The following is a 17,063-nucleotide window of genomic DNA, read 5'->3' as shown; positions in this document are numbered from 1 at the left end:
CTTGATGCTTTGGGGATGATGAGAGGATAAGAATATTGTAACCTTCAGCCTTGGAGGAAGGTGATATGGGGTTTTGTCGATCTGATAAAAGTGTTACCTTAATTCCTGGGGGATATGAACCATCCCCAGGTTTTTCAAAGATCACATATAATTTTACCACGAGCTTGAGGTTGATTTCAACCTGAGCTACAACAATCGATTTCTTGACGTCTTTAATCTATGGGTGGTATAATCGGTATCGTCTTAAATAACGCGTAGAATTAACCCGGAGGATTCGAGTATGACGAAGCTGGATGAACTTTGTGTGAACACGCTCAGGTTTCTATCCGTTGACGCTGTGGAGAAGGCCAAATCAGGTCATCCCGGCGCGCCTATGGGGGCGGCGCCGACCGCATATGTGATATGGACCAGGTTCCTGAGGCATAATCCGCTTAATCCCCTCTGGCCTGACAGGGATAGGTTTATCCTTTCCATGGGACATGCCTCCATGTTGCTTTACAGCCTCCTTCATCTGACGGGCTACGATATGTCGATTGAGGAGCTCAGGAGCTTCAGACAGTGGGGAAGCCATACGCCGGGCCATCCGGAGTATGATCCGCACCGCGGTGTGGAGACGACGACCGGCCCGCTGGGACAGGGTTTCGGAAACGCCGTGGGGATGGCCATAGCGGAGGCCTTCCTGGCGGCCAGATATAACCGGCCCGGTCATAAGATCGTGGATCACTACACCTATGTGATGGCGAGCGATGGAGATCTGATGGAGGGCGTCTCCGCTGAGGCGGCCTCACTGGCCGGACATCTCGGCCTGGGGAAGCTGATAGTGCTCTATGACAGCAACCGAATCACCATCGAAGGATCGACCGATATAGCGTTCTCCGAGGATGTGGCCAAGAGGTTTGAGGCCTATGGATGGCAGGTGCTGAGGGTGAAGGACGGTAACGATGTGGATGATATCGCCGAAGCCATTCAGATTGCCAGGAAGGATCTGAGCCGGCCATCGCTTATCATCGTCCCAACCCACATCGGCTACGGCAGCCCGAAACAGGACTCCGCAGCAGCCCATGGTGCTCCCCTCGGTCCAGAGGCGGTCGAGGCCGCTAAGGGAAACTTGGGATGGCCCCTTGAGCCGAGCTTCTACATACCCGATGAGGCCTTGAAGCGGTTCCGCCAAGCCGTGACCGAAGGGGAAAGAATGGAATCGGACTGGAGTGAGAGGTTTGAGACCTGGCGACGTGAGTATCCGGATCTGGCGAAAGAGTGGGAGATGGGGCAAGATTGGGAGTTGCCGGAGGGATGGGAGGAGAAGGTGCCGACGTTTCCGACCGAGAAGGAGATCGCCACGCGTAACGCCTCCGGCGAGGTCCTTAACGCCATAGCCTCTCATATACCATACCTCATCGGCGGATCGGCCGATCTGGCACCCTCGACGAAAACCTATCTGAAGGAGTTCACCGATTTCCAAAAGGGAAACCATGAAGGACGTAACCTCCGTTTCGGCGTTCGGGAACACGCCATGGGTGCCATCTTGAACGGGATGATGTTGCATAGAGGGGTCCTAGCCTATGGAGGAACCTTCTTGGTCTTCAGCGATTACATGCGGCCGCCGATTCGGCTGGCGGCGATGATGGGTATACCGGTTAGATACATCTTCACACATGATAGCATCGGCGTGGGCGAGGACGGCCCGACACATCAGCCGGTCGAACAGCTTCCCGCTCTGAGGGCGATACCCAATCTGGTCGTGATCCGGCCGGCCGACGCCAACGAGACAGCACAGGCGTGGATTGCGGCCTTAAAGCGAAAGGACGGCCCGACGGCATTGATACTGACGAGACAGAGCCTACCGGTGCTCGATCCCGACCGTTATCCGATCCGCGAAGGGGTTAAGAGAGGGGCCTACGTGCTTTCCGAATCATCTGGCGGCAAACCCGATCTGATACTTATCGGAACTGGCTCTGAGGTCCATCTGGCCCTGAAGGCTCAGGAGAAGCTCGCCTCTGAGGGCATCAAAGCCAGAGTCGTCAGCATGCCGAGCTGGGAGCTCTTCGAGATGCAGGAGCCGGAATACCGGAGATATGTATTGCCCCCCGATATGCCGCGTCTCGCCATCGAAGCGGCGGTTCCGCTGGGATGGCATAGATGGGTAGGCGACAGGGGCGATGTTATAGGGCTAAACCGATTCGGCGTCTCCGCTCCGGGGAAGGTGGCGCTGGAGAAGTTGGGCTTCAATGTGGATAACGTCCTGGCACATGCCAGGAAGTTGGTAAGATAAAGGATGTGAGGGAATGTTGGCCAAAAGGATAATACCCTGCCTTGACGTAGATGCCGGTAGGGTGGTTAAAGGTGTTAATTTCGTGGGGTTGCGCGACGCCGGCGATCCCGTCGAGATAGCCGCCCTCTACGATGAACAGGGGGCGGACGAACTCGTATTCCTCGACATCACCGCCTCGCATGAGGGCAGGGACATTATGATTGACGTGGTCAGGCGAACTGCCGAGCAGGTCTTCATGCCTTTGACGGTGGGAGGTGGAATACGCACTGCCGAGCATATAAGGAACCTGCTGAAGGCCGGCGCCGATAAGGTCTCCATAAATACCGCCGCCGTTCAGAATCCCGATCTCGTCCGCCAAGGCGCCGAAAGGTTTGGAAGTCAGTGCATCGTGGTGGCGATCGATGCTAAATTGAGGGATGATGGGAGGGGATGGGAGGTCTATACGCACGGCGGCAGACGTCCCGCAGGGCTGGATGCTGTCGAATGGGCACAGAAGGTTGAGGAGCTGGGCGCGGGCGAGATACTGCTGACCAGTATGGATTACGACGGGACAAAGGCGGGGTATGATATCCCCCTGACCAGGGCGGTTTCCGAGGCGGTGAAAATCCCGGTAATAGCCTCCGGCGGGGCGGGCAATCCGGACCATATCTACAGGGCGCTGACGGAGGGAAAGGCCGACGCGGCCTTAGCGGCATCCATCTTTCACTACAGGGAATATACGGTGGTCGAGGTTAAAAGGTATCTGCGCCAAAAAGGCGTCCCCGTTAGACTGGATGAGGAGATGAGGGAATGAAAAGGGCGGCCCTTTTATTATGTCTCTGCCTCCTGGCGATATCGGCCGGTTGCGCCGGATCGAGGATCGAGCCGAAGAGGATAAACTTCGGTCTCTCCTCCTTCTTCCAACCCGAGAAGGTGAATCGGATCGCCATCATGCCGATTAAATCCGATAGGGCCGCCGCCAAGGTGGCGGATAGGGTCAGGGATGAGCTGACCGTTCAGATACTGAAGCTCGACAGGTTCGAGGTGGTCGATAGATACAAGGTGGATCAACTGCTCGAGGAGGAGGGGGTCGAATCGGCGGAACTGACCGACGAGCTGGCCAAAAAGCTGGGCTCCAAGCTGAAGGCCGACGCCGTCATAGTCGGTGAGATAACGGACTACCGTCCCGCGACCGCAAATCCCATCCCAGTTCCATTCCTTAAGAACCTGTTCTCACATCCTCCGGCCATAGGCTTATATCTGAGGATGGTATCGGTGGAGAGCGGAATGACCATCTGGAGTCTCAGCGACCGGTTCGACGGTGGCGATAAATCGCTTCAGGCCCTCGCCGGAAACGACGGGGAGAAACTCGGGGATCTGAGTTTCCTAATAACCTTCGCCTGCTCTCAGATAGCAGGGACTATGAACTTCTGAGGTGTACGGATGGATGAAAGGGCTTTAAAACTACACATGGATGCTCTGGTCTGTGATTGTCACTCCGATTCCCTACTCAGGGCGCTTAAAGGCGAGAATCTGAACCTGAGATCAAATCGCGGACATCTGGACTTCCCGAGGATGCGTGAGGGAGGAATTGATCTTGAGGTCTTCGCGTGCTGGGTTGATCCGAAGATACCGCGTGGCGAGTATATAAAAAGAGCTTTAAGCATAATGGACGCCTTTTTCAGGCAGATCGAGGCCTCCTCCGGGGAGGTGATTCATGCATGCACGGCAGATGAGATCACCGAGGCGAAATCACAGGGCAAATTGGCTGCCGTGCTCGCCGTCGAGGGCGGTCACGCCATAGATAACAGCATCGAGGTGCTGAGGATATATCGTAGGCTGGGCGTCAGGATCATGACCTTAACCTGGAACAACAGCAACGACTGGGCTGATTCGGCCGTCAATCCTAAATTGGAGGGTGGGTTAACCGATTTCGGAAAGGAGATCGTCAGGGAGATGAACCGGATCGGAATGATCGTGGATATCTCACATGTCTCGGATAAGACCTTCTGGGACGCCCTCGAGATAAGCGACGATCCGATAATCGCCTCTCACTCCTCCGCGAGGGCTCTCTGTGACCACCCGCGGAATATGTCCGATGAGATGATAAAGGCTCTCGCTCAAAAGGGCGGGGTGGTTTTCGTCAATTTCTATCCCAGATATCTGATGAAACATATCGAAGGGGCCGATCCTCCGCGGGTGACCGTCGAGAGAATCGTTGAGCATATCCAGTATATGGTCGATCTGGTAGGCGCCGATTACGTCGGACTCGGTTCGGATTTCGACGGTTTGCCTAACCTGCCGGAAGGTATCGAGGACTGTACGAAAATGCCCAAGATAACGGAACTCCTCTTCGAGAGAGGGTTCTCCGAGGAGGAGATCCGAAAGATACTGGGTGAAAACTTCCTTCGTATCTTCAGGGAGGTCTGTGATTAATGCCGTACGGCAGGGGGATATTTTGTGATATCGAGCCTCGCCGCGATGCCGATCTATCCCCTGCTCGTGGGGAGGATTCTCCGTCCATATATTGATCTCTCCCTCGAATTGAGATATAACATATCTGCCCATTGCATTCGGAGGAGGTCAAAGACGGAGATGACTTACAGGCGATCACGATCATCCCCTTCTGCGAGTCGCTCATCATGGAGGGGGATCACGCGGGAATAAGCGAGACCTCCTTCATGCTCTATCTGGATAAGGAGATGGTCGACATGGAGGCCATCGGCGAGGAGAATTATCGGGATCACGGCTGGAGTGAGGGAAATGCTCCGGAGAAGGCGACCGCAGCCAAAGGTGAAAGGGATGTGGAGAGGATCATAACCTATCTGAAGGGTGAGATCGAGAAAGCCCTGGGAATTAGTATCATCGACTGAAGGGATGAGGAGGTGAGGGATGGTAACGGTCTTCAACTCATGGGAGGAGGTGGCCGAAGCAGATGTGGAGATCGCCATCCTCCCGATCGGATCCATAGAACAACACGGCAGGCATCTGCCCCTGGGAACGGATTGGCTGATAGCCGATCGATGGGCTAAAGAGCTGGGTGAAAGGCTTAACGCCTATGTCCTGCCCGCTCTTCCCTACGGCAACTCGCAGGAACACATGGGCTTTCCTGGAACGATCACCCTCCGTCCTCAGACGTTGGCGCTCGTGATCGAGGACATAATCCTGTCGCTTCGACACCACGGGATAAAGAAGGTCGTCGTGTTAAGCGCACATGGAGGTAATTGGGTCATCAAACCCACTATACGCGATCTGAACTTCAGGTATTCGGATATGACCATAATCTGGGCCGATGGAGCTCTGCCGGGCGAGAGGGAACGGATACCGGAGGATATACACTCGGGGAGGGGTGAGACCTCGACGATGCTGTACTTCCACCCGGAGCTTGTGAAGATGGAGAGGGCGGAGGACTTCACACCTGATGTGGGCCAGGAGTATAACGACTACGTCGGCTTCGATCGGACGACGAGATGTGGCGTTTGGGGCAAACCCTCAGAGGCCTCTGAGGAGATAGGACAGGAAAACATGGAGGCCAGGGTGGAGCGACAGGTGAGGTACATTAAGGCCACCTTCGAGAAGCTGGAAAGGTTGAAATGATCAGGGGAATCTGATCTCCCCTATCCTTCGTCGATGTGATGTATCGCCTCGGCGAATTCGGACAGCAAGCCCGGGTCGAATTTCCCCTCGAAGACGTTCCCCGTTACGATGAAATCGGCTCCCGATTCGACCTTCTCCCTGGCAACATCGGGCGATCTGATTCCTCCCCCGACGATGACGGGGATGGACACCCAGCTTTTCACGCCACAGATCATCTCGTTCGGGACGGGCTCCCTTGCACCGCTTCCGGCTTCAAGGTAGATGCACTTCATCCCCAGAAGCTCCCCGGCTAAGGCGTGGGCACAGGCGATATCGATTTTATCCCGGGGTATCGGTCTCGTGCCGCTCATGAACTCGACCGAGGTGTAACTGCCGCCCTCTATAAGCATATATCCGGTCGATATGGCCTCAAGTCCATACCTTCTTATAAGCGGCGCGGCTTTAACCTGCTCGCCTATGAGAAATTGGGGGTTTCTGCCGCTTATGAGGCTTAGAAAGAGCACGGCATCCGCTAGAGGTGAGAGATGATGTGACGCGCCGGGAAAGAGGATGACCGGAAGGTGGGATACGGCCTTTATCCTCCCGATCACCCCATCCACGGAACCGTCCGTGAGGATGCTCGTGCCCACGAGGAAGGCGTCCACGCCCGAACTCGCCGCGACCTCGGCGATGCGGTCGATCTCCCGCATCTCAGCCCTATCGGGATCTATCAGCAGGAGGTATCCCGCCCCGAATCTACCCTTTACATCTATCAGATGACTGAAGACCTTTGACTTCATCCTTCCCTCTATTTGGAAAACCCTTTCCTCGCCGATGAGGTGTTGCCCGCTATATCGGAGACCCTGACGGAGATCGTATGTGCTCCGGCGGCAAGACCTTTGAGGTCGATCTTGAACGATTCCTTCTTGGAGTCGAAGAGACCATCATCGGGGAAGAGAACCATCCAATCCTGGTTGTCCAACGAATAAGAGGCCGAGCTGAGAAGCGATGTCGGATCGCTTGCCGAAAACGTCACCGTAACCTGATCTCCGGTGACCGCCGCGGATATATCGGATATCGACGGTTGGCTGTTATCGACGAGGAACGGATCGCTGATCTTCTCCGCCACCTTGCTCATGTCGGACGGATTGGAGGGCAGGTCGCTCGCCACCACCTTGACGTGATACCAGCCGTCGGGCAGGGTGGATGAATCGAACTGATAGGAGCTCTTTCGGAGCTTCTCCTTGAGGAGCCTCCAGTTCCCCTCATCCACCCCCTTCAGATATACGGAGAAGATAAGTTTATCCCCATTCGGATCTCGCACCTGCCATTTGATCGTCTTGATCTTACCACCGCCCTTGGCGCCACCGGGGGGGGAGGGACCTCTCTGAGGCGGTCCGAGCTCCCTTCTGGGTTCTCCTTGCTTCGAATCGTCCCCGTCCACGGATATCTTGACGATCTCAGGCGGCACGTTCCCCTGCAGGTATGTCACCCAGACCGATTTCAGCCTCGGCGTTTGAGAGGGATCTGAGGTCTGCAGCTTGGCCCTCCACTGGATGAACCGTGAGGATGGGCTCTTTATAGGGGTGCCGTCGGAGGCCGTATAATCCTCGGACCAGTCGCTCCAGGTGTTATCGGGCTTAGAGGTGTTCCCCGATCTGGTAGCCAAGAGGACGCTCGTCCCCTGAGGCGTGTCGGCCTCCCAGAGTATGTTTCCCCACCTCGAGACGATCGAGGCGTCGAAAACCTTCGAGGTTATCTCCCCCTCTTTCGATCGATCCGGCGAGAGGCTATAAAGCACGCCGCCGTTTCCCGTGCCCAGATACAGGGATTTCTTGGATCGATATATGCTCAGAACCTGGGACGCCTCACATTTCGCCAGCATCGAGAACTGACCGTCCGGCGTGAGGGAGTAGAGCTTGCCCGAATCACCCGTCCCCACGAGCAACCTTCCTTCGGGATCGAAAGAGAGGGAGAGGATGAGCGGATCAGGTGAGGTCCAGATCTTCCGCACCACTCCGTCGGATGAGATCAAATAGATCGAGGATTTCCTCTGCTCCTGTTCCCCCCCTCCAGGTCCGCTCGGTTGGGGCGGGGCGCCCGTCGTAGCAGCAGCGTAGATATTTCCCTTCTCGTCTATGGCCAGGGTATGGATCTCCTTTTCCTGAGCGTCATATACCACCGACACCTTGCCCGTCTGAAGCGATATTGCGTAGATAATCCCGTTTTTATCGCCTCCGGCATAGAGGGTATCGCCGCGCAGATACAGGCACGTGATGTTCGTCTCCTCCGAGTCGAAGAGCACCTCTCCAGCACCTTCAGGCGTGATCTTGAAGATCTTGCCGTTGGGGCCCGTTGCGGCATAGATGTTCCCTGCGTCGTCGATTGCCAGATCCCAGACATACTTCTCGCCTGAGCTGAAGAAGGTGGAGGGAACCTTATCGGGGGTTATCTTGAAGATCAGCCCATCAGGCGCCGTCCCTGCGTAGATGTTGCCCGATTTGTCGATGAGCAGGGACTGCGCGTTCACCTCAGGTGAGTCGAAGAAGATCTCGGCCTTCCCGTCAGGCGAGATCCTGTATACCCTGCCTTCCTTTCCCGTTCCCACGTACAGGTTCTCCTGGGCGTCCTCCGCAAGATCCCAGATGAAGTCCTCCTTTACATCGCTTATTTTATCCAACTTGAACGAGAGGGTCACCTCGCCCTTATTGGATATCGAGACGTTTTTGGCCTCCCCGGCGGAGAAATCCTTATAGCTCCTCTGCATCCATATCTTCGTCTGTGTCGCCCAAGCCTGTAGGACGACGGGGAAGATCAATAGGAAAACCATCGGATAGATCGTAAGCCTTCTCATGATTGCCTCCTTTCGCTCATCTTGCCCTCCGGCTCACTGTGAACCGGAGTATCTTGCTTCCGGACAGGACGAAATCGGTAGGGATCACCTCTCTCAGGAGGGTCGTTCCCTTGGTCATGCTGACCTCGCCGGTTTGCTGTGAGGAGTTCATCACATAGAACATCGAGATAGGCAGATCGGGCAGCTCCTCACCGGAGATGGTGAGGCCGGGCCTCGGCACGAACAGCTCCACCACGAGATGATCGTTCTTCTCGCCTCTCTGTATGATCTGCATAAGCTGCTGTATGTTCTTGGGCACATATTTCTGAGGCGCCCGGCTTTTATCCCAGGAGAGGATCGCCGACGCGCTCCCGATGATCATCATCACGGGTCCTTCCGGGATATCCTTTGGAAGCTGAATTTCGAGCGTTTCCCTTATGGGATTCTCCAGATATGGCCTGATGGAGAGGGTTAATCTGACCTTTTCCCCGGGCTTATAAATCCTTTTATCTATCCTTGCCTCCTCTATCAGGGCGGTGTTCCTTTTATCCTCTATCTTGATCTCCAGCTCCACCTTTTCGATTTCAAGCTCCTGGAAGCTGTTTCTCATCAGCGTGGAAACGGGATACAGTAGACTGGCCGCTGCCAGCCCGGGAGAGGCCTCGCCTGAGAAGACATCCTCCTTCACTATAGCCGGATATTCTTTGGGTTGGATGAGGGATCTGACCTTAACGGTATATTTTCCCGTCTCCTTCTCGGCGGCATCTATGGTGCTCCACACAACCGATGTGATGAAGGAAGGGGTGAGAAGCTTGTGTCTGGCCACTTCGTAGTTGTATTCCTCAACTTTGTTCCGGGAGGTGGTCACATGGACTTTTACCGGTATGTAGCCGGGCACCTTGCCGATAACCCCGGCGCATGCGAACTCCCTATCCTGTTTCATCGCCCCGAACGGTTTGGTCGCCCCCGCCAGTTTAAACCCCACATAGAAGCTCGGGATGATACAATGGACGTATCCGCCGGAGAGGGGCAGGTTCACATCGCCTTCGCCGAAATCGGGATGGCCGAATATGAGGATCTTATCCCCGTCACGGTATGTGACCGTGCCGTAACCGAAGGCGGTCAGATCGCCTCTGACGAACTCCGTCCCCACCACGGCGCCTGGCTGTATCGGAGGGGATAGATCGGGGTATTCCCCTCCTCCGCCCTCCACCAGCATGATGTTGTAACCTGAGAGCATTGCCTTGAGGGCTTTTGTGGCTCCTTCGGAGAATCCGGATATGGCGATCGGCATTTTGACAGGTTTGAGCTCGCCGGGAGATCGGATCGGCTCATCTATGGATCGATTCGCCTTCTCATTTATCCTGGCCAGCATCTCCTCGGCGCTGAAGAAGGGTAGGAGCCCGATCCCGCCCGGTGCCTTCGGCTTCGGACGTTCCATATAGTCGAAGACCTTAAGCATCGACTCTATCGGCGTTATGCCCATTATGGGTTCCTTGGAATAGTAATAAGCATAGGCGATTGCACCTATCAATCTGCCGTCGATATACACAGGACTTCCGCTCATCCCGCTCACAACTCCTATCCTCTTAAACGTATCGTCGGTTCCGATCGCCCTTATGAGGTTGCTTTTCGGAAAGGCATTTTTCTGAACGCTGAGTATTCTCAGCTTCAACCTCTCGATCTTCGTCCCCTGCAATACCGTCAGCGCTTCCCCTTTCATCCCGGGTCGTATCTCATCCGTTGACATGAACTTGCTGGAATCCCATTTAAAGCCCATAAGCAGCGGCGTCAGGATAACAAGTGCCATGATAATCGGCATTTGATGCCACCCTCTCATCCGCAAGGCTCACCTCTTATGGCCGATGACCATCGCCGGACGATGATCACCAGATTTTTCAACTTGGCTTAATGATATCAGAGCCCATATCCTATGTCAAGTCTTGAGATCTGAGGGTCGAACGCCCTTTCGGTGTTTCCCGAAGCCGAAGAAGGTGGGATTGTATTCCCCCACGAAATCGACGTCGCTCTTCGGTGGTATCCGATCCTCCATCCCCACGCACCAATAACAGGCGTTCACGATCAGACGACGAAGGCCCTCGTTCAGCAGATCCACGGAGGCGCCCATGGTGGTGCAGAAGACACGGGACACCTTGCCGAGCTCCCCGGTGTATGTCTTGATCCACGCCAACGGCATCAGCGGTTTATCCGGATTGGGTTTATCAGCAGGGCTCATCCCCAAAAGCACCTGTCCCCATACCAGCACCTTAGCGTCGCCAGTCAGGTCCCTGACCGTGTAGACGTCCGTCGGGCCCCAAATATCCTTGACGCCCCTCAGGATCGGATGATCCTTCATCTCGTCGTTGATGATTCCGCGTGTGCTCTCCCTGCCGTGATGGCCATGATGGCTGACCCATGTCTCCCCTAGAACCTGCCTGCCGAATCCACCCTCAAACCCTTTCACCTTGCTGTCGAAGCTGTATTTGGCATAGGGACTGCTCTTGTTCCTGGTGTATCTGAAGGCGTGAGTCGCTGTCCTCAATCCCACGACGGGACCGCCGGAGTTTATATAATCCACAATGTATCTCATCTGCTCATCCGGAAGCTCGCGGAACCGCGTGAAGATCACCATCAGATCGGCGGTCTCGAGGTTATGCAGCCCCGGGATGTTGGTCTGTATCTGAGGGTTGATCTCCCCGGTTTGCGGATCTACGGCGAAGAGCACGGTGCATTTGAATCCATGATGTACGGCCAAGATCTTTCCCAACATCGGCAGGGCCTCCTCAGACCTATACTCCTCATCGCCGCTTATAAGAACGATATGCTTGCCCTCGCCGGGCCCATCTCTACCCTCGTAGAGGACCCAAGGTTCCCCTCTATCGCCCATGATTTCCTCCCTTCACAGATGATACATGTGACCCTTAAGGATATCAGAGATCAGGAAAGTCTGTCAAGAAACCGACTCGACACGGGAAGGCTTCCTCATCGAGCCGACAAGCGGAAACACGGGGATAGTGCTTGCCATGGTGGCCGCCGTGAGGAGTTCCGATGCATGAGGATTTGAAACTCATTTCACATAGGGGGAAATCGAGTCAAAAGTCGTAGGAGTAATACAGTGCTATCCCTTTCTCCTTCGCATACTCCTCAACATCATACTCGGAGATCATATGCGTCACCAAAACCAAAAACAGATCCCCCAGGACATCCCTGAGGCGATTTACCTTCCTCCTCAGAAAACGATCCACATCTCTCTTTGAAAGCTGTGCCTTCCCCTCGCCGAGTATCGTAACTTCCCTGCCATCCTTGACCGCTTTGCCTATGATGTTGACCTCTATAGCCTTACCCTCCTTATCCCTGACATATGCCCTTTTGAGCCTTTCCCTGAGTTCAAGGCCGTAATCCCTTTTGAGTAGATCAGGGAGAGCCTTGAAGGCCTCGTTTTCCAGGGTATATCCCACAGTTATGGTTAATCCTCCGAGTTGTCTTCTTGTCTCCCTGTGCTCCTGAGCCAGCTTTCTCAGCTCCTCCTCAGTACGTATCTGTGCCTCGGCCAGCTCGTTCAGCCTCTCCTCGGTTCGCTTCTGTGCCTCGGCCAGTTCATCTACACGTTTGGTCAGCTCACCCAGTCTTCTCTCACTCTGCTTCTGCGCCTCGGCCAGCTCGGCCACTATCCCCTTCAGCTCCGCAAAATCGCTGGCTTTCACAAGCCGATCGAAGGCGTACCTGAACATATCGGTCAGAACCTCAACCTGGTCGGGAGTAAAAACCTTTCTGAGTCTCTCATTGATCTCATCGAGAGCCACAGCCATTGTCCTCGTCCCTCCAAGCTTAGGAAATACCTTATTCATAGTATAGCAGATGGGGATAATTCAGGTCAATGTTATGTAAGGACAATCAGGGTTTTTTCAATGATTAGGGTTCCACTTCCCCACTATGCAGGTGGGATGGGCGACCGGAAGAGGGTTCTGCTGAAAAGCGTTGAATGCCTGATGGACGGTTCATCAGAATATCCAAAACACGTACATCCTTCTCTGAAGTATAACGCTCAGGGCGCTCCAAAAACCACCTACGGCGTATTCGCCCAGGATAAGCCCCAGGAAGAACGGAGAGGCCCTTCTGAGAGCACCCAATCCCCCGTACCTCAATATGCACCACTTCAGAACCGAGCCTATCACGAGGGTGAACCAGATGTAGTCCACGCCGAAGTTCATCGAAAGGGCGTATCCCACAGGGTGAAACGGCCACCAGAGAAACCTCATCCTCATCGCCGTCAAGAACAGGGTGAAAGCCGCGCCGAGGAATATGAAACCTATAGCGCCGGGGTCGGGTTCCTTCAGGAAGCTGAGCCTCCATGTGAGCATCCTCATGCTCTCCCACGAGAACCCCGATCCCGGCGCCCCGGGCACCCTGTAGGTTATATGCAGGTCAGCCCAGAAGGCGGAGATCACCCCTAAGATCGTCCCCATGATCACGGCATATACGACCGTCTTAGGACTGATACCTATCCTCTGCGCGATCTTGAAGCCCTCAAGCTGCTGAGGCATGGCGTGGCTCCGATAGGTCCTGTTGAAGAACCAGAAGTAATGGGTGATCATCAACAGATTTCCCACGCCGAGCCTCCTTGAGCCGAACATATCCACCATCATCTGTCCGGCGTTCATGCCCGTAAGCTCATGCGTGGGTGGGCCGAGCTCCGCCCTCATCCTCGTTATGACGATCGATATGGCGAAATACAGAGCGAAGAAGATCAAAATGACCCAGAGATCCATACCCGCTCTGAGACAGAAGAAGATCAGGAAGGCTAATCCACCGATCAACCCAGCCACGGCGAACCTGTACTCGGCATCTCTCATCGAGAAAACCCGCCCCAGATGCCTCCTGGCCAGGTATATCGCAAATCCGAAAAGCACCATGAAGGCTCCGGCGGATTGTTCCGAGAGATATGGAAACCTCGCCACCTCCGTGATCCCTAGGAAACCTCCCAGCGTCGGCGGACCGATGGCCGCCGAAAGCACAAGCTCCATCTTCCTGAAGAGATAGAAGAACCACGTGGAAAAGGCCAGATCAAGTGGCATGAAAAAGGATAAACCGATGGAGAACGGATAAAAGGAGAGAGGTGTCCAACCGATGGCGCTCCAGGGTTTCTCCGTGAAGTATCTTCCTATATCGTGAAGTTTGACGGGGATCATGGGGATAGAGGGGATGAGATAGGCTATCCCGTTCAGCAGGTCTATGAAGGCGGCGATGGAGAAACCCAACCATAACATCCTATTCCTGAAGATCCTCGACCTCCTCGCCTGGATCACGGCGAGCGGGAGCTGGATTATGGGGTATGAGAGTTTCTCCCTCTCCGTCCATTGCCTCCTGAAGATCGAGTTCAAACAGAGCATCACACAGAAGAGAGCGATAATGAAGAGCGACCACCAGATCACAGGGGAAAGCCATGCTCTGAGATGCTCGGCGGTGTATAGCGTGGAGCCGCCTTCATAATACCCGACGAGCGGTTTGGAATCGGTTACGGCGAGCCATCTGGGGATGTAATCGTAGAAGAGTTCCTTCCATTCGTTCTCCGGCGTGGCGTACCAGGAGATGTGGGGAATCGTAGGAACCAGTATCTGCATGAGATCGTGTGAGGCCGCCGAGGAGGCCATCACAACCGAGACGTAGATGAAAAGCAATTCACCTTCAGAGAGGCGAAAGACTTTCAAACGTCCCAGCAGAAGCCCAAGGGCGGAGACCACAAGAAGGGAGAAGACGGCGTTCTGAAAGAGCGAGATGCAGGTGGGGTGGCCCGAATACCAGATTATCTCCACCTGTATGATCCAATAACAGTTGAAGGGAATGAGGATAAGGGAGATGAGAAGGGACTTGAAGGTGAGCGACTTTGATTTAGAAGACATAACAAACCCGCTCGGAGATAAGAGACGCTCAGGTGAGCGCCTCTCAAAATGGGGTTTCACCTGATCTTCACATCAGCCCATCGCAAGGCGAGTTTTTCTTTAGGTTCAACGGGAGCGAGCTGGGGAAATTCATCCGGCGACGCAGCCAACATTATGGCATCGTAATAATCGCCGTCTCCGCCGTCGGAGAAGGGTGTAAGCGCCATGCCGGTCATAGTGAAGGCGCCGAAATCGGCGAATAGATCCCTCTCGACCACCTCCCAATCCTCGGGTATCTTATCCGAGACGCATATCCCGCTCCATCCTGTGACGTTCTTTCCGGCGATGTATCGTCTTGTGCCGGGGGCAGGCGGTTTAATACACGGCTGTGTGACAGCACCCCATGCGCCGTTGTCGGGGAACTGGATCATCACACCGGTTCCGCCCTTGGCCTTCCAGGCGAAGCGGATATATCTGTACTCGCCCGATTTGGTCGGTTTTTCGACGATCTTGAAGGACCAACCCTTCATCTGATTGTTGTAGGACTGGGCAGGGGTGACGAAGACCGAGACCTTGCCGCTGAAGGCGTCATCTGAGGTCACCGTCACCTTGCTGCCAGCGTCGTGGCTGGTGAAGAGGCCGGGGAAATCTCCCGCGCCGGCCTCGTCCTTGGCGTTCTCATCGAATAACACCAATAGGTTTCCCCACGCGAGACCGGCCACGGCCAGCAGAGCGACGGCTAGAAACAGATAGAGCTTCATGTTCATTTACCTCCTTAAGTTGTATTTGATATAGCCCCACGCGGTGGTCAGTTTAGAATTTGGATCTACCGAGAGTATCACCCCCTTCATGTCCTGTTTGATCTCATCCTCACCCAGGCATCTATCGTAAATCGCAACCTCGTCGATTATGGCGTTCGTTCCCCATGTTCCGGGGGCCTCTCCCGTGCCGACCAAAACGGGCTTCGCCTTAGGTAGGGGCTTTACGTTTTCAGCCTGTTCTCCTATCTGTTTGCCGTTGACGTAGATCCTAGCGGTGCTGCCGTCATACGTCATGGCGTAGTGATACCAGGTCTTCTCCTTAAACGTGAAATCCGTTATCTTTCTATCCACGTGATGGCCGCAATTGAAGAAGGGATGGTAGCTCGGATCGACCATTATCCGATAGGAACAGCAGAACTCCCCCGGACATCTGGTAGCTATCGAAACTATGCCATCATACTGCTGATGTGAAAGGAGATAGAACCAAGCTTCTATGGTGATCTCGTTGGTCTTACCGACGGAATCTATCACGGGAGCATCCACCACTACGCAATCGAGGCCGGTGCCGCTGAACTCCAGCGCTTTTCCTATTTTACCGTCCACCCATTTCGCGCCGTTGAACTCCCCTTCCCATCCGTGTCCCGATTGATCATGGACCTTATTGCCGCTCCCCTCCTCGAAGGGCAGATACAAGACCAGCCCTTCCTTCTTTTGAGAGTATCCCATAGCTGTGAAGAGCCCGAATATCAGGGCTGCTATCATACCAGTTATTATCGTTATTTTCATCTCTCATACCCTCCTTAACTCGGAATTTCTCAGGAGTTAGAGATGGTTTCTGCCGATGTTAAGGGCGCGAGACCTCGCACCCTATGGCATCTCCGGAGATTAGATCTTCCGCTTTGTTGTTCAAGGAGACTTGAGTTTCGCCCAAGTTGTGGCCAGTTTCTCCTGGGGTTGGACCGGCCTTATACCGGTCAATAGCTTTTTCAACTCAGTTTCGCTCCAGGCCAGGTATATCGAATCGTACAGCCCGACGTTGTCGAAAGGGGTCAGTGCTATCCCGGTCATTGTGAACGACCCGAAATCGGCGAACAGATCCCTTACCACCACCTCCCAATCCTCCGGTATCTTATCCGAGAGGCATATCCCGCTCCATCCGGTCATATTCTGTCCATCGATGTATCGTCTTGTGCCGGGGGCAGGCGGTTTAACACACGGTTGTGTGACAGCACCCCATGCGCCGTTGTCGGGGAACTGGATCATAATCCCTTTCCCGCCGATCTTCTTCCAGGCGAACATAATCCATCGAGCCTCGTCCTCCTTGGAGGGGTTTTCCACGATCTTGTAATTCCAGTCCGGTATGTTGGGGTTATATCTCTGGACGTTGTTCGCCGCCGAACCCTGAGGTGCGCTGACCTTGATGGCGATCTCGCCATAGAATACATCTTTTTTCTCGTTTTCGATGTTTGTCGCCGTATCCTGCCTTGAGAGCTGACTTATGAAGGAATCATCGTCCTCGAAGAGGGTTATCACCTTACCCTCAACCCCGATGGAGGCTCCCAGAAAAAACACCAGGATTGAAAGGGGAAAGAGCAAGGATTTCATCTCACCATCACCTCCGTCGGATATTCACTCTAAACTATAGCACGTCCTCGGGGGAAAATCAAGCGTGCGCTATCGTTCATGTATAATGTTACCGAAATCGGATGTAGGCTCAAAAGATAATGTTTCCGAAAGGGAGAGGAGAGATGGAGGGGAAGATG

General features: G+C 54.5%; 15 protein-coding genes. 6 read left to right on the top strand and 9 right to left on the bottom strand.

Annotated features, from left to right (window positions below; all coding sequences use genetic code 11):
* Positions 1–280: 280 nt before the first annotated feature.
* The 6 genes from tkt to J7M22_13425 all read left to right on the top strand — a co-directional run bounded on the left by tkt (position 281) and on the right by J7M22_13425 (position 5,848).
* Entirely contained in the window at positions 281–2,272 is a 1,992-nt protein-coding gene (gene tkt, locus J7M22_13450) for a transketolase (protein MCD6507614.1), read from the top strand.
* 13 nt (positions 2,273–2,285) lie between these two features.
* Positions 2,286–3,065 (top strand): imidazole glycerol phosphate synthase subunit HisF, encoded by a 780-nt coding sequence (gene hisF / locus J7M22_13445; GenBank protein MCD6507613.1) that lies wholly within the window; start codon positions 2,286–2,288, stop codon positions 3,063–3,065.
* Positions 3,062–3,685, top strand: a complete 624-nt coding sequence (locus tag J7M22_13440; GenBank protein MCD6507612.1) for a hypothetical protein — start codon at positions 3,062–3,064, stop codon at positions 3,683–3,685. Before hisF ends, J7M22_13440 begins: the two co-directional genes overlap by 4 nt.
* A gap of 45 nt (positions 3,686–3,730) precedes the next feature.
* Complete coding sequence (locus tag J7M22_13435; protein ID MCD6507611.1) at positions 3,731–4,687, top strand: dipeptidase; 957 nt, start codon at positions 3,731–3,733, stop codon at positions 4,685–4,687.
* A gap of 131 nt (positions 4,688–4,818) precedes the next feature.
* Complete coding sequence (locus J7M22_13430) at positions 4,819–5,124, top strand: creatininase family protein (GenBank protein MCD6507610.1); 306 nt, start codon at positions 4,819–4,821, stop codon at positions 5,122–5,124.
* A 19-nt stretch (positions 5,125–5,143) separates the two neighbouring features.
* Positions 5,144–5,848, top strand: a complete 705-nt coding sequence (locus J7M22_13425; protein ID MCD6507609.1) for a creatininase family protein — start codon at positions 5,144–5,146, stop codon at positions 5,846–5,848.
* Between the two features lie 20 nt (positions 5,849–5,868).
* On the opposite strand, the gene J7M22_13420 is transcribed toward J7M22_13425, so the two are convergent.
* The 9 genes from J7M22_13420 to J7M22_13380 form a co-directional block, all read right to left on the bottom strand.
* Positions 5,869–6,627: a geranylgeranylglyceryl/heptaprenylglyceryl phosphate synthase gene (locus J7M22_13420; protein MCD6507608.1), complete on the bottom strand. Its 759-nt coding sequence runs from the start codon at positions 6,625–6,627 to the stop codon at positions 5,869–5,871.
* A gap of 8 nt (positions 6,628–6,635) precedes the next feature.
* The gene (locus tag J7M22_13415) at positions 6,636–8,681 is read right to left on the bottom strand and encodes a hypothetical protein (GenBank protein ID MCD6507607.1); all 2,046 of its coding nucleotides are present in this window, start codon (positions 8,679–8,681) and stop codon (positions 6,636–6,638) included.
* A gap of 16 nt (positions 8,682–8,697) precedes the next feature.
* On the bottom strand, positions 8,698–10,482 hold the full coding sequence (locus J7M22_13410; protein MCD6507606.1) for a hypothetical protein: 1,785 nt from the start codon (positions 10,480–10,482) through the stop codon (positions 8,698–8,700).
* A 114-nt stretch (positions 10,483–10,596) separates the two neighbouring features.
* Positions 10,597–11,547, bottom strand: a complete 951-nt coding sequence (locus J7M22_13405) for a ThuA domain-containing protein (GenBank protein ID MCD6507605.1) — start codon at positions 11,545–11,547, stop codon at positions 10,597–10,599.
* A gap of 205 nt (positions 11,548–11,752) precedes the next feature.
* Positions 11,753–12,469, bottom strand: a complete 717-nt coding sequence (locus tag J7M22_13400; protein MCD6507604.1) for a chordopoxvirus fusion protein — start codon at positions 12,467–12,469, stop codon at positions 11,753–11,755.
* Positions 12,470–12,661: 192 nt separating this feature from the next.
* A complete protein-coding gene (locus J7M22_13395) occupies positions 12,662–14,560 on the bottom strand; it encodes a hypothetical protein (GenBank protein MCD6507603.1) in 1,899 nt (632 codons plus the stop codon).
* Between the two features lie 56 nt (positions 14,561–14,616).
* Positions 14,617–15,300 carry a hypothetical protein gene (locus J7M22_13390; GenBank protein MCD6507602.1) on the bottom strand — a complete coding sequence of 228 codons (684 nt, stop codon included), beginning with the start codon at positions 15,298–15,300 and terminating at the stop codon, positions 14,617–14,619.
* Positions 15,301–15,306: 6 nt separating this feature from the next.
* Positions 15,307–16,086, bottom strand: a complete 780-nt coding sequence (locus J7M22_13385) for a LamG domain-containing protein (protein ID MCD6507601.1) — start codon at positions 16,084–16,086, stop codon at positions 15,307–15,309.
* 120 nt (positions 16,087–16,206) lie between these two features.
* Complete coding sequence (locus J7M22_13380; protein MCD6507600.1) at positions 16,207–16,905, bottom strand: hypothetical protein; 699 nt, start codon at positions 16,903–16,905, stop codon at positions 16,207–16,209.
* Between the last annotated feature and the right edge of the window lie 158 nt (positions 16,906–17,063).

It is taken from the genome of Candidatus Poribacteria bacterium (genome assembly GCA_021162805.1).
Classification (GTDB): Bacteria; Poribacteria; WGA-4E; order B28-G17; family B28-G17; genus JAGGXZ01.
This window is presented reverse-complemented; position numbering and strand designations above follow the sequence as displayed.

Bases quoted from the DNA above. Each gene is read 5' to 3' on its own strand.
- J7M22_13410 (MCD6507606.1), bottom strand. From the start codon at position 10,482: ATGCCGATTATCATGGCACTTGTTATCCTGACGCCGCTGCTTATGGGC.
- J7M22_13380 (MCD6507600.1), bottom strand. From the start codon at position 16,905: ATGAAATCCTTGCTCTTTCCCCTTTCAATCCTGGTGTTTTTTCTGGGA.
- tkt (MCD6507614.1), top strand. From the start codon at position 281: ATGACGAAGCTGGATGAACTTTGTGTGAACACGCTCAGGTTTCTATCC.
- J7M22_13420 (MCD6507608.1), bottom strand. From the start codon at position 6,627: ATGAAGTCAAAGGTCTTCAGTCATCTGATAGATGTAAAGGGTAGATTC.
- J7M22_13390 (MCD6507602.1), bottom strand. From the start codon at position 15,300: ATGAAGCTCTATCTGTTTCTAGCCGTCGCTCTGCTGGCCGTGGCCGGT.
- J7M22_13400 (MCD6507604.1), bottom strand. From the start codon at position 12,469: ATGGCTGTGGCTCTCGATGAGATCAATGAGAGACTCAGAAAGGTTTTT.
- J7M22_13385 (MCD6507601.1), bottom strand. From the start codon at position 16,086: ATGAAAATAACGATAATAACTGGTATGATAGCAGCCCTGATATTCGGG.
- hisF (MCD6507613.1), top strand. From the start codon at position 2,286: ATGTTGGCCAAAAGGATAATACCCTGCCTTGACGTAGATGCCGGTAGG.
- J7M22_13440 (MCD6507612.1), top strand. From the start codon at position 3,062: ATGAAAAGGGCGGCCCTTTTATTATGTCTCTGCCTCCTGGCGATATCG.
- J7M22_13415 (MCD6507607.1), bottom strand. From the start codon at position 8,681: ATGAGAAGGCTTACGATCTATCCGATGGTTTTCCTATTGATCTTCCCC.
- J7M22_13425 (MCD6507609.1), top strand. From the start codon at position 5,144: ATGGTAACGGTCTTCAACTCATGGGAGGAGGTGGCCGAAGCAGATGTG.
- J7M22_13405 (MCD6507605.1), bottom strand. From the start codon at position 11,547: ATGGGCGATAGAGGGGAACCTTGGGTCCTCTACGAGGGTAGAGATGGG.
- J7M22_13395 (MCD6507603.1), bottom strand. From the start codon at position 14,560: ATGTCTTCTAAATCAAAGTCGCTCACCTTCAAGTCCCTTCTCATCTCC.